Source organism: Ignavibacteriota bacterium (assembly GCA_016218045.1).
Taxonomy (GTDB): Bacteria; Bacteroidota; Ignavibacteria; order SZUA-365; family SZUA-365; genus JACRFB01.
On record JACRFB010000057.1, the window covers coordinates 47,513 to 59,857 of the forward strand.

The following is a 12,345-nucleotide window of genomic DNA, read 5'->3' on the forward strand; positions in this document are numbered from 1 at the left end:
GGATAAGCTGCCTTTCCTTTCAATCATGTTACCACCGTTGTGGAATTTACGTGATACCTTAGCCGAGGAAGGAGCAGTCTACTGTGCCTCCAACCAATCGACGAATCCCGAAGTGTCGTATCTAGCAAGTTTTAGTAACTCAACCGTCTCGTGCACCAGAGCGGATCTAATCGCAGGATTATCACGAAGTATGGTATCAACGCATTTCCGATTCTTGATGTGCCTAACCGTGGCAGAGGCAAGTTTACACTCGGTAGGCAGATCATCGACTACTTTGGCAAGCCCCATAGGATCCGGAGCGGCCGCAAATGTCGGATCGAATTTAAACGCAATTGAAACTAAATCATTGTGTTTCGCATTGTGCTTTATTCGATAGGTCAACGTGCTCGAAATGGTAACTGCAAAAGGCGGTTGCTGGACTGTGCCTATTCCTATCATCCACTTGCTCAAGGCGACTAAAAACACGGAAAGGTGCCCGTCCGGAGTGATCACCGCTTTGCTTAATTCATCTTCGTCGGCTATCCCAAACTCTATAGATGACTGTTCCTTAAACAACTCGCAATCGGCTAAGTTGCTGCGATATTTATCAGTCAGAATATCCAACACATCCTTATGGATATCCTGTTTACCCGTTCTTGTGGTGAGAAATAATAGCCAAGGCTGCTTTTGTTTAGCTTGGAGCGTCATCAGCCTAATTATGGCGTTGTAATAATTGATGTCTATGGTACCCGGTTTATGTCTCGCAAAGCCGTTGCACAAATCAATGTTCACTACGTTGAAAGGCCCGTATTCCCTAACACGGCTCCAAGCCAGCGAACTATCGTCAGCCAGAAGGCAGAAATCATCTTGGATGACGTCGGAGCGAGCATCAACCCTTGGCATCTTTCGAACCTCGTCGAGTGATATATTCAACTCAATCTGGTCGTCATGTTGGGATTGCGCTGCATTGTTAAACCCAAGGAAATACAAGGCGAGATTCTTAGGTACACAAAGCGTTTTATGAAAATGCCTTATGTCTAACAAATCCGTCCCAGGTAACCCTAAATACCTGAGGGTCTGTGCTTCAAGTGCACCAATATTGGCAAGTTCTTCAATTTGGTGTTGCCATTGCTCTTTACGGACATAGTGTTTTCTTGGACGATGCCAAGGTAAAAACTTTCTTTTCGAAGGTTTCGGTGCCTCGTACTTGGCGTTGTCGAAGGACGTATCCATCAAACCAATTGCTTGGCCACTACCTTTATTCGTCATCATTCCTCAGGTGCTGTAAGAATTTTATAGGTTGCACGAAGAAGCCCCTCTTGCTTGCTCTTATTGAGAGAGTCGAGCAATCCATAAGCAGCGAGCACTTGGGCAATCGACTTAAGTTTCTCCTCAAGAATTGCCTCGTGAGCACGCTGTTTCTGAGTCAGAATCTTTTTGCCTTCAGGAATAACAGCAGTGCGACTAAAAACATATATATCGCTTCCAGTTCTCGCTTTTGCTTCCGAGTCTGTAAACTCTATCTGGGGTGGTATTGAATCAAAGTCTCCTGATTCCTTCATCCAAACATCTAACGCTACTTGCTGGATGCCTGAGACCGCCAAATCCTTGCTTGCGTCTCGGGTTCGTTGCCGAGCTTCGTGCGCTAGCTTTTTCTGAGTGTTCGTGAGTTGTAAAAGTGCTTGGTGAAGCCATTTTGTTATGAATACAGAATGTGGGTGGGATGCATTGAACGATTCACGATCAATGTTCAGAGCGCCCTCTAAGCCCTCCTGAACAAAGATCTCACAGGTAATTTGTCTCAACCTTATCAGTTCAGCAGTCTGGTAACGCAAGAATGTTGAATCGAAAAGAGTCCCGCTCGATCCATGAATTCTGACTAATGCTCCTTGGTGTTCAGTAGGTGCTATCTTCGGCGTCCAAAACAAGTACGCCTCAAACTCCAAAGGACCGCCACTAAATTCTCTAGGTATTTTCTCAAAAGTTTCTCTCAGCTTACCGATGAACACCAGCGGTGTAGTTAACGCACCTCGACTCTCGGGGAGTTTTTCGAACTTGAGCGGACGGGCAAGTTTTATTTCATCAAACCAGATATCAAAGCGGCCAATTGAGCCGGCTGGATCCATGAGTGCTAATCGCTCTCGGATAGTTTGCCCTTTTTTGAAGGAAACAGGTGTTGCAACCTCTTTCGGCTGATTTGAAAGCTCGTAAACATTAGCTAAACCTTTGGGTTCGAGGTCGAAAAGATGTCGGTCCACATAGGGAAGAGGAATGGACAGAGCCAACTGCCACACCATTTGGAGATAGTTGTCAAAGATCCTCTCAAGTTTTGGATTCGGGCCTGATGGACCAATTTCGTCCCAGACCGCCTGCACAAGCTTACTGAATGCTACTTCTGGGTCATCATTTTTATCCCAAGGCAGTGAGGAATAATACGTGCCTGCCCTTTTTAATAGCCGTTCATCAGAGGAGACGCGGCCAATATGAAATCGAGGCGGTGTCAAGATTGAACTACTATCCGAGTCGTCGGACCGTTCAGACTGTTCGATTGCTGCCCATGTATCTCGGCTTCGAAGCGTATCCTTGGCTTGTGGCCTTATACTTGTCAGGACAATTGTCGTACCATGTGAATCAACATCGCTCGCAAATTCTCGCCAAATATTGACCCTTCCAGATTCATACCTTTTTTCGCCCAGCGGGAGGCCTTCGATAGGATCGTCAGCGTATTGCTTTAGTACAATTGTCGCGATTGTACGAAAATTGTCTCCCTCAACCTTAGTTATAACTTGGAATGTACGTGTAAGTTGTGAGACGGAAAACAATCCAATCCCAATTTTTCCAATCAAACGGCGGCCACCCGGACTGTGAAACTGACTATCAGCTGCCGCAACACCAAGGGATTGTCCTTCCTTACTCCTTTTGGCACTTCCCCCGATGTGGAAAATCATGTGAGCCAACACTTCAGGGCTCATGCCATGGCCGTTATCTTCAACAGTAATTCGATCGAAACGTGGGGCATCGGTCTTGATCACGACTCTAGTTGCATCTGCGTCATAGGCGTTCGAGATCAATTCACGGATTGCTGACCCTGGGCGGCGATAAATGCCATCGGTAACTCGTGCGATTACTCTTTCATCTGTCCGTAAAGTAGTCTCGGCGACTTCACCGCTACTTTCACTATTGTGAATTTTAGCAACAAGATCCTTCTCGGCAGAATCGATAACCCAATATGGTGATGGCGTTTTCATTAATTGGCTTTCTTTAGTGCAACCTTCACCGCTTCAGCAATACTATTTGCCATTGGAGGCGGGACGGCATTCGAGATCTGTGAAACTTGTTCAGAGAGGTTACCTTCGAGCACAAAACTCTTTGGGAATCCTTGTAGCACCATCGCCTCGTAAATACTCAGCCGTCGTTGCCCATCTGGATGAACATGGATTTCACGATGGCCAAAGGCGATTGTAGGACTCGGCCTATCCCAGGCGAGTCTTCTGAAACTTCGGCCGCCAACTGTAGTCGCCGGATTTGTGAATCGCGAAGACTTCGGCTTCATCGTCCAATGATTTGGATGAACCGGGAATTCACTCGCTGTAAGTCCACGGGTAAAAAACACTGGGTCCGGCAGCCCGGCGATGGCGTCACTAACCGTCGCAGGTCCCTTCCGCTTTTTCGGAGCCGGGAGTTCGCAAGCCAGATCACTCCGCATTGCTGTTAGAATGAGCCGCCTCCGATTCTGCGGCACACCGAAATCCAAGGAACACAGTTCGTTCTCAGTTACGTCGAATTGCAGGCCTTTGAGATCTTTTAAAAGTGCATGAAAGGTTGGTAAGTGCTTCTTGTCTTTCATTCCGAGAACGTTCTCAAACACGACAAAATCAACCGAGTAGTGCTGCCTGAGGTACCGAACGATTTGGATGTAGAGAGAAGGTAGTTCATTGCGTGGATCATCGGTTCGAGAATTTTGGTTTCCTCGAGAGAAGCCCTGGCATGGGGGACCTCCGATGATACCTATTCGTTCCCCTCGTGGAATCCTTGAAGTAACACGGGCTAGAACACCGATCGGCCCAAGTTTTACCAAATCGGCAATTACTCCGTGCGTTTCCTGAAAATTTCGTTGGTGCGTCTTGATTGCAGCAGCGGTGAAATCGATTGCGAGAGGTATGATAAAACCTTGCTGGCGAAATCCCAGATCTAGACCGCCTGCCCCAGAAAAGAGGCTTACAATCTTCGGAAGAGCGGCATCCGAAGGTCCTGATTTTTGGGCGATACCATCTTCCTCGCCGTTGTGTTGTGTCGTGGTTCGCCGTCTACTGGTACCGATGTCTTGGTTGTGAAGAAGCATTTTCAATCAGTGATTTGCGTGTTGCGCCAGCCTGGGCGAGAAATTCAAGGATTATTCAACAGAGCGAATTGGAGACTTTCCTACAGTCCGTACTGTGAAAGCGACCGGCTCTTCGCCCCAGAGGCACTGCATCATTTTTCTTACCTTTTTTCATGCCGTATGATATTTGCTTATGATTTTATATAGATCGGCTTCGGTCAGCACGTGGTGTACGCGGTCGATGAGAGTCCCGAGTTTGCGGGCGTCGATCAACTTGGAGTGCTTGCTTCTATCGCCAAGATCGCGTTTTGTAACGGTTCTTCGGGTCTTCAAGAGAAACCATAAGCAGGCCTTTATCTGCGTGCCGTAATATAGCTGGCAGAGGCAGACGATCATACTATCCATGAGGTAGGCCTCGTTACAGACGCGGTGGTTGTCGCCTCCGCCGCTCTGGTTGGGGAACATTCTGCCGTTGGCTAGGACAAACCCGGCCATGCTCTGCTGCTCGAAGTGATGGCTGAAATGCTCTGCCCAACCGTGCCCCGCATTGCCTCCCTTGAGGCGCACTTTGTCGATCTCGATGGCAACCATCGCATCGTCCACTGCCTTGCCGATGGTGGGCTGTTTGGCATTGGCCTGGAGCTGCGCCCAACGCGCCTCTGCCGGCACCCAGAACACGTTCTCGGCTTTGTATTCGTCGGGATCTTCGGGATTGGCGCCGGCGTAGTCGCCTACGCCCGCGAGGAGTTTTGTGCGGTGTTCCTCGAAGGTGTCGGAGATGTACTTGAGGAAGATGAGACCGAGGACGACGTGTTTGTATTCCGCCGCGTCCATATTGTTCCGCAGCTTGTCGGCGGCGAGCCAGAGCTTGGCCTCGAACCCGATGTTGGCGGTGGACTGTGCGAAGGTCTTGGTTTTTGTACGGGGCATGTGTTACGTGAGGAGGTGGGTCAAGAAACGATTCGCCATGCCGGCGCAGTTATCGGCAGGGAGGAAAAACGTATGCAGAGTGGAAGTGAATTGGCAGGTATCCCTGTCGGGGAAATGGCAAACCACAATTCGATTGTTCACGTGTAATGGTGGTACAACAAAATGTACAAAATCGGACAGATAGAACGGAATTCCCTGAATGAATCAGACTACCACACACACTTCATACTTCGACGACCCACGTCTCTCAGTAATTATGCCGCAATGTGCGAAGGAAACGGGAGTGAATCAAACTGTGGGCAGCCGTTGTCCCACCTTTGTGGTACCGCGCACCGACCGAAGCAGGAACATCATATCAGCCATTAATCCAGCAACCATGGGTTGCCTTCCTGGCCTAAACAGGGGAATCTCATGTGCGGTTGTACTGCGGGATGGTTGACTCACCTTCACTTCCGTAGGAGCTGGTCCACGTAACTCCGAAACTCCGTGTATGCCGAGAATTCGTCGCGGTATGTCTTCCACTCCCTATCCACGACCGGACTCTTGATCGTCCGTTCGAGTTCCTGTTTCCAGATATTCCAGACATCCTTCGAGAGCCATCCCTTTTTCACAAGGTAGTACTCTTCCGAGCACAGATTCAGGTAACGCAGAATGAAGCGATTTGCTTCCGGGCTGATCGTTTCCGGCGGAGGGTTTGCGTCGAACAATGTCGAACGTTCTTCGACGGAGAGCTGATTGATAATGTCTTCAAAACGCCGCGTGTATTCGAAAAACGCCTGGACGTTGATTTGCCGGCGGTACGTCCAGACGCCGATAAGCAAACTCACGGCTGCTGCAACCGCTGAGAGTACAGCCGCTGCTACAGCCGGATCGGACATGAATCCATTCATGAATGCGAGCATGTGATTCCTCCTCAAACATGGTTGATCTGGTAGCTGTTTGGAACACCTTCGAGATAGGCCCCTGTTCCATGAGTTTTATTAAGTGCCGGTTCGCCACTCTGAAAACAAACGTATTGGAAAACGGGAGTACAGTTCAACAAAACCATTTAGACGTGCGGAAATATTTCCTAAGACTTCCAGCAACACCGCACCACTAGTACCTCCTCTCTGCCCCGTCGCACTTCGACTCCGCTCAGTGAGACACAGCTTCGTTGTTCCGCTGCCCCGTCGCACTTCGACTCCGCTCAGTGAGACACAGCTTCGTTGTTCCGCTGCCCCGTCTCACTTCGACTCCGCTCAGTGAGACACAGGATCGTTGTTCCGCTGTTCCGTCGCACTTTCCGTCGGCGGCGGACTCAGTGAGACACAGGTTCGTTGTTCTGCTGTTCCGTCGCACTTCGACTCCGCTCCGTGAGACACGGGTTCGTTGTTCTGCTGTTCCGTCGCACTTCGACTCCGCTCCGTGAGACACAGGTTCGTTGTTCCGCTGCCTCGTCGCACTTCGACTCCCAACTCCCAACTCCCCCGTCCCCCGTCCCCACTCCCCCGTCCCCCGTCCCCGCTCCCCGTCCTCGTCAGGTCTCCACACAGTGTGTTGTCTTGTAGTGTGATGAAGGGCATCTGAACCTTCAGACCCCGCCTTCGCAACACCCGACACCGCTGGCATCTGTAACTTTTAATCTGCCGGTGAGTTGTGTAGACATGAAGAACCTGATTACAGCATGACACCGCTGGATACTGAAACGCAGATGGATGTGACACGATTCGGCCTGGAAACGGACGAAGAACTGTTCCAACACGTGCGCTCGGGCGGCGGAGAGGAGGCGTTTCACCTGCTGTATCAGCGGCATGCGCCCGGGATCTTTGCCTACTGCATCCGCATGCTGGGCAGCCGCGACGACGCGAAGGATGTGTTTCAGGAGTGTTTCATCCGCTTGTACCGCAAGGCGCTCACGGCGGAGGCCGCGGTGCGTGTTGCACCATATCTCTACACCATCGCCCGCAACCGCTGCCTGACGGCGCTGCGCGATCGTAAACACACGGTCCCGGCCGAGGAGTATACGTTTGGTGTGGAGGACACGGCGCTCGAGAGAACGGAACGCGCGGAACTCGTGCGCCTCGCCATAGAACTGCTTCCGCTCGAGTTCAGGGAACCGCTGATACTGCGGCAGTACAATGATCTCCCCTATGCCGACATCGCCGAAATCCTGGGCATTCCGATTTCGACGGTGAAGATCCGCCTCTATCGGGCGAAGGAAAAACTTCGCACCATCCTCGCGCCTTATTTCACGGAAAACTGATTCGTACGAGGTAGAGATACATGGCTTCCACATACGACATGAACGACGACATGATGCTGCATGCCCTGATAGAGGGCGAGCTGAATGATGTCGAGCAGCAGGACGTGTTCCGCCGTCTGTCGCGCGACGTCGCACTGCAACGCCGCTACCGTGAACTCGTGCGGCTTCAGAGCGCCATGCAGGAGGACGCCCGCTCGCTGTCCGTCCCGCCCGCCTACACCGCCGCGGTGTTTTCGTCGCTGGGCCTGGCCATTCCCGAAGCGGTAACACACACGGCCTCACCGGCAGGTGTTGAAATCGCGGCCCCCGCTGCAACTGTGCCCGGGGTGCAGACGGCAGCGGCAGTCTGGTGGACCACAGGCCGCCTGGCCGGTTTGCTCGGTCTGCTCGGTACGGCCGCCGTCATGGTATTTCTATGGCGATCGCCGTCCGTGTCGCCATCCGCGGAGAGCAACACAGCCATCCCGGTACAGGAAGCCGAACAGCTTCCACCTGTATACACGATTCCGCCGGTGCCGGACACAGCCGCCGGCAGTTCTGTCACGAACACATTGCGGACGGAGATCACAGCAACAAAGTCTCACGTCAATCATTCTCGTCACATGGCAACACAGCCGCGTATCAACGGGGAAAGATCCATTACTCTCGGCGCCCCTTCTGAGGATGCAGCCACGCGGGAATTACGCATCACACTCCCTCCTGCCGCGACCGTGCACACACCCGCGGTAATGCCGCCGATACGGAGTGATGCGGGAACACCCGGACTCAGGGCAGACTCGTCAGTGCACGTGGATACGGTGTCGAAACACACAGACGACGTTTCTCACAACGAAGGGACATTTCTCCGGGGAATGGTTCTTGTGCTGCGGTATTCGGCGGGCACTTCATCACCCGCGGTGACTATCGGTTCGAAGTCGTCCACCGCGCTGCGCGATCTCGCCTTCGCAGCCGGATATGCCGTGAGCGGCAAGGACAGGGTCGGTGTGGAGCTGGGCCGCGAGGCGTTCGCGCAGCGCTTCGGTGTACTCGAGACGGAGGGATATGCGCGGTATCAACAGAATCCGCTCGAGTACTGGCTGTCGGCCTACTACGAGCGTGCACACGTGTCGCTGTTCTCCGGTCTGCTGACCGTGTTCACAAAGATCAACGCCGGCGCGGTGAATGAACTCGGACCCATGCTGCGCGGCAGCGCGGGGGTCCGCGTCCCCATCACGGGCAGTGTGGAAACATATCTCGCCGGTGAAGGTGTAATCGTGGCGTACCGCCACAGCAATCTCTGGTTGACAAGCAAAAAATACGGACCGACCGCCGGACTGGCGGTCACATTCTAGGAGCATTCACGCATGAAGATCCGCATCATTGTCCCTCTGCTTCTGTGTATCATCGCCGCATGTACATCCCCCATCGACATTGACACGCCGCGTGAACGCGATGTGGACGGGATAGATTCGCTCGGTAGGGCGCGCGTGTCGGTCGCCCTGGTCTTCGACGCGAGCGGCAGCATGCTCGGGGCGGGCAACAGCGCCGCGATCGCGGGCGGCCTGCGTTTTGTCGACTCCCTCGACGGGAGCCAGGACGAGGCGACCATTTTCTCGTTCACGTCCGTCATCATTCAGCGGATGACGATGACCACGGATCAGGATTCGCTGCGCGGAAGTATCTACGGATTGCCGGTGGGCGGAGCGACAGCGGTGTGGGATGCGATATACACCGGCACGAACGCACTCCGCGCGTCCGCGAAAAATCCGTCGCGCGGTGTCATCGTCTTTTCCGACGGCGCCGACAACTCCAGCACACACACGCGCGGCGAGGCACTCGATTTCGCCGTACAGAACAAGGTGCCGGTGTTCTTCATCTACTTCGACACGGGCGGACAGAACGCGGCCGACTTCACCGCCTTCGCCGATTCGACCGGAGGCAGCTATCTAGGGATCACGAACAACACACAGTCGGAGGCCGCGTATCTACAGGTCCTCCAGACGTTACGCACGCGGCGCTGAAACTCCGCACACGATAGAAGCTCCGCACCCGCGAACAGCGGCGCACGAGACGAATTCCACAGGACCTGATTCTTACCTATTATTACACCACCTGATCAGCACGGAGCGATCATGAAACGCAGCCACACATTTCCGCTGTTCCTCCTTGTCCTGCTGCTCGCGGCGACGGCCGCGCAGGCGCAGACAAGCGCACGCGTCACGACTGTACAGGCGACACAGGGTAACGTGCAGGCACGGACGACGTTACACGTCCTCTGCAACGGACTCACGTACTACGGTCTCGAATCCTCGAAGATTGTGCTCACCGACAACGGCAGACTCGTGCAGCAGTTCACCATCGGGAATTCGGCTTCTGCGCAGACACGCAAACCGTTCAAAGCGATGCTTGTGCTGGATGTAAGCGGAAGCATGGCCGGACAGGGTCTCGATGGACTCAAGACCGCGGCAACAACACTCGTCCGATACATGGATCCGGCTACGGATTCACTCGGCATCATCACCTTCAGTTCCAAGCCGAATCTGATTCGTCCATACACCGCCGACACCGCGGATCTCATCGCGGCCATACGCAGCTTCGCCGCGACCGGCGCCACCGCAGTATGGGACGCCACATATATGGGACTGGAATACACAAACGCCATGAACGACACCTCGTCGCAGGCCGTGGTGGTGATGACGGACGGAGGTGACAATTCCAGCATGCGATCACCTGCCGATCTGGTGGCACTGGCGAACAGAAGCAACCGCCGCATCTTCAACATCGGCCTCGGCACCGGTGTCAATGGCTCTCAACTGGATATGATCTCGACACTGACCGGCGGCATGTACTTCTTTGCACCAAATGCCAACGATCTCTCAACCATTTTCCTGCAGATCGCGAGTTTCGCGCGGCGCGGCTTTGACGAGTACCATATTATGTACAGAACACCCGATCCCGACGCGACATCACACGAAGTCGTGGCCACGGTGAATCTCTGTGATACCATCGTGTCGGGCAGCGCCGTCCGTCCGAGCATCCCCGCAACGACGGCAGTGGATGATGTTGCGGCTCCTGTGTCCGCGCGGCTCGACGTGCTGCCGCTCTCGCCGAATCCGCTGCGCGGTGCGGTGCTCACCTGCCGCTACAACGTCGCCGCCGGCGCGAGCAATGAACCCGTGTATATCGATGTGTACGATGCCGCGGGCCGGCTGTGTATTCCGCAGGCGCAGGTATCCGGAACACCGGGCAGGCACGCCGTGCCGGTACACATCGGCGCGCTCTCGTCGGGTGTGTATCGCGTGCAGGTGCGCCTCGGCGGTGAGACACGCAGCGTGACCGCGATCATCGCGCGCTGAGCGCAAAACAACTGGAGTACAGACCTCCAGGGAAAGGCTGCCGCCTCTGCATGAACGGAATTTTGTTATCGAAACATGCGCGAGGCGATGCATTGAAATCGCATGCGAAATTACAACTCGTCAACAAGTTGTTTTGCTGACTGTATTGATATATACAGATGATTTTGGTTCTCAGTCAAAGGAATAAACCCAAAATTCTGGTAAAAAATACGCGCCCTATCCCCCAATGCATCAACCTCGACAGCACGAACTCCGATATGATTGGACACTTGTACAGCTCTGCGCAATGCGTCAACGAGCATCGCCGAACCCAGTCCGAGTTTTTGATACGTAACATCTGTAGCAAGCCTACAAAGGCGAACAACTGGTACAGGATATTGAGGCACCTTTTTCAACTCATCCGGGGGGAGCAGTGCACAAGCGAACTCACCAGCACAGATTGTATAATATGCCATTACGCCAGGTACACCACCTGCGAGCATAACATATGTCTTGCTGTATCCAGCCTTACTATTTTGAAGCGCATGTTGTTTGAGAAAAACGTTAAGAGATTCAATTCCACAATCGAAGCTCGCACGGTCATGCGCCTTTCGCAAAAGGAATACACTGTGGTTAGAAGCCATCCGAATGCGCCACGATTTTTTTGTACTGTTTGGCCGCCTTCTTTAGCGCTTCATTTGGTGGCGGCGGATTCGAAAGTATTTCCTGGAAACGTTTCCAATCTGCGAGCGAGACCTGGGTTCGCGAATGATCATTGATCACTTGCTGTGCGTCACTTACGGACTTCGAAACAACAAAGGCACTGATGGACTGCCCCAGCAAAGCTGCTGCTTTTTCAATCAGCTCCTTGATTGATTTCTCTACGCGGATTTCGATACGGGCTTCCTTTTCCTCGCTTCTACTTGTGAGGATTTTTGAGGAAGTACTTGCTGTATTCTGAACAAGCAGTTTCTTCCCACCACGCGGTTTCGCTGTACTTGCGACAGACTTAACAACGCGTGCTGCCGCGGCTGGGCTGGTCGCTTCAAAGCCATGCAATTTTGCTGAGGAGCCGGAAATCTGAAGGGATTTCGAACTCTTCCTTTTTGGAGCTACCCTTTTCTTACTTCCACGATGGGGTTCCATGTCTACGCCTTTCCAATAATCAGGTTCAAACACATTGCTTCAATTAACGTACGGCGTATTGCCGGGTTTGTCAATAGACCTTTACGATAATTTTATGGTACAAGCGTGGAACAGATATACAGGGTTCCCTGCGTTCTGCGACCTTCGCGGTTGAGAGCCACCATGACCGCCCCTAACGGGATAGATCGCTTAGGGTATGGCATGCGCGTAATTACTCGCACGAATTCCGCTTGACTCTCCGCCTCCCACGCTTTAAGTTTGTTCAACCATGACCACCGACAGCCCCACATACTGCGATATCTTTCGAGTTGTTCGCACGTATTTGGTCCGCGAATAGCCCGCAAGACAGGAATCCGTAAAATAAGTCATTGGAAAACAGAGATTAATATACGCGGGAGTAATTCAGTGGTAGA

Annotated in this window: 11 protein-coding genes; 4 read left to right on the forward strand and 7 right to left on the reverse strand. The window is 53.0% G+C overall.

From position 1 onward, the window contains the following. Window positions 1-78: 78 nt before the first annotated feature. The 5 genes from HY962_14930 to HY962_14950 all read right to left on the reverse strand — a co-directional run bounded on the left by HY962_14930 (window position 79) and on the right by HY962_14950 (window position 6,132). Window positions 79-1,251: a hypothetical protein gene (locus tag HY962_14930; GenBank protein MBI5648223.1), complete on the reverse strand. Its 1,173-nt coding sequence runs from the start codon at window positions 1,249-1,251 to the stop codon at window positions 79-81. Next, the gene (locus tag HY962_14935; protein MBI5648224.1) at window positions 1,248-3,227 is read right to left on the reverse strand and encodes an ATP-binding protein; all 1,980 of its coding nucleotides are present in this window, start codon (window positions 3,225-3,227) and stop codon (window positions 1,248-1,250) included. Before HY962_14935 ends, HY962_14930 begins: the two co-directional genes overlap by 4 nt. Continuing rightward, window positions 3,227-4,321, reverse strand: coding sequence for a DNA cytosine methyltransferase (locus HY962_14940; GenBank protein MBI5648225.1), 1,095 nt, complete (start codon window positions 4,319-4,321; stop codon window positions 3,227-3,229). The genes HY962_14935 and HY962_14940 overlap by 1 nt, the downstream gene beginning before the upstream one ends. A gap of 150 nt (window positions 4,322-4,471) precedes the next feature. Next, a complete protein-coding gene (locus HY962_14945) occupies window positions 4,472-5,230 on the reverse strand; it encodes a type I restriction-modification system subunit M N-terminal domain-containing protein (GenBank protein MBI5648226.1) in 759 nt (252 codons plus the stop codon). Window positions 5,231-5,676: 446 nt separating this feature from the next. Then, window positions 5,677-6,132, reverse strand: a complete 456-nt coding sequence (locus tag HY962_14950) for a hypothetical protein (protein MBI5648227.1) — start codon at window positions 6,130-6,132, stop codon at window positions 5,677-5,679. 761 nt (window positions 6,133-6,893) lie between these two features. Between HY962_14950 and HY962_14955 the strand changes: the two genes are divergently transcribed. The 4 genes from HY962_14955 to HY962_14970 all read left to right on the forward strand — a co-directional run bounded on the left by HY962_14955 (window position 6,894) and on the right by HY962_14970 (window position 10,807). Beyond that, window positions 6,894-7,472, forward strand: a complete 579-nt coding sequence (locus HY962_14955) for an RNA polymerase sigma factor (GenBank protein MBI5648228.1) — start codon at window positions 6,894-6,896, stop codon at window positions 7,470-7,472. Window positions 7,473-7,492: 20 nt separating this feature from the next. Next, complete coding sequence (locus HY962_14960; GenBank protein MBI5648229.1) at window positions 7,493-8,803, forward strand: hypothetical protein; 1,311 nt, start codon at window positions 7,493-7,495, stop codon at window positions 8,801-8,803. 12 nt (window positions 8,804-8,815) lie between these two features. Then, window positions 8,816-9,472: a VWA domain-containing protein gene (locus HY962_14965; protein MBI5648230.1), complete on the forward strand. Its 657-nt coding sequence runs from the start codon at window positions 8,816-8,818 to the stop codon at window positions 9,470-9,472. Window positions 9,473-9,583: 111 nt separating this feature from the next. After that, complete coding sequence (locus HY962_14970; protein MBI5648231.1) at window positions 9,584-10,807, forward strand: VWA domain-containing protein; 1,224 nt, start codon at window positions 9,584-9,586, stop codon at window positions 10,805-10,807. Window positions 10,808-10,917: 110 nt separating this feature from the next. Here HY962_14970 and HY962_14975 read toward each other — a convergent pair whose 3' ends face one another. Both HY962_14975 and HY962_14980 read right to left on the reverse strand, forming a co-directional pair. Then, entirely contained in the window at window positions 10,918-11,430 is a 513-nt protein-coding gene (locus HY962_14975) for a GNAT family N-acetyltransferase (GenBank protein ID MBI5648232.1), read from the reverse strand. Then, window positions 11,420-11,932 carry a DUF1778 domain-containing protein gene (locus HY962_14980; protein ID MBI5648233.1) on the reverse strand — a complete coding sequence of 171 codons (513 nt, stop codon included), beginning with the start codon at window positions 11,930-11,932 and terminating at the stop codon, window positions 11,420-11,422. Before HY962_14980 ends, HY962_14975 begins: the two co-directional genes overlap by 11 nt. Window positions 11,933-12,345 lie beyond the last annotated feature (413 nt).

Excerpts from the sequence above, each read along its gene's own strand:
- HY962_14930 (MBI5648223.1), bottom strand. The coding sequence starts at position 1,251 with ATGATGACGAATAAAGGTAGTGGCCAAGCAATTGGTTTGATGGATACG.
- HY962_14935 (MBI5648224.1), bottom strand. The coding sequence starts at position 3,227 with ATGAAAACGCCATCACCATATTGGGTTATCGATTCTGCCGAGAAGGAT.
- HY962_14940 (MBI5648225.1), bottom strand. The coding sequence starts at position 4,321 with ATGCTTCTTCACAACCAAGACATCGGTACCAGTAGACGGCGAACCACG.
- HY962_14945 (MBI5648226.1), bottom strand. The coding sequence starts at position 5,230 with ATGCCCCGTACAAAAACCAAGACCTTCGCACAGTCCACCGCCAACATC.
- HY962_14950 (MBI5648227.1), bottom strand. The coding sequence starts at position 6,132 with ATGCTCGCATTCATGAATGGATTCATGTCCGATCCGGCTGTAGCAGCG.
- HY962_14955 (MBI5648228.1), top strand. The coding sequence starts at position 6,894 with ATGACACCGCTGGATACTGAAACGCAGATGGATGTGACACGATTCGGC.
- HY962_14960 (MBI5648229.1), top strand. The coding sequence starts at position 7,493 with ATGGCTTCCACATACGACATGAACGACGACATGATGCTGCATGCCCTG.
- HY962_14965 (MBI5648230.1), top strand. The coding sequence starts at position 8,816 with ATGAAGATCCGCATCATTGTCCCTCTGCTTCTGTGTATCATCGCCGCA.
- HY962_14970 (MBI5648231.1), top strand. The coding sequence starts at position 9,584 with ATGAAACGCAGCCACACATTTCCGCTGTTCCTCCTTGTCCTGCTGCTC.
- HY962_14975 (MBI5648232.1), bottom strand. The coding sequence starts at position 11,430 with ATGGCTTCTAACCACAGTGTATTCCTTTTGCGAAAGGCGCATGACCGT.
- HY962_14980 (MBI5648233.1), bottom strand. The coding sequence starts at position 11,932 with ATGGAACCCCATCGTGGAAGTAAGAAAAGGGTAGCTCCAAAAAGGAAG.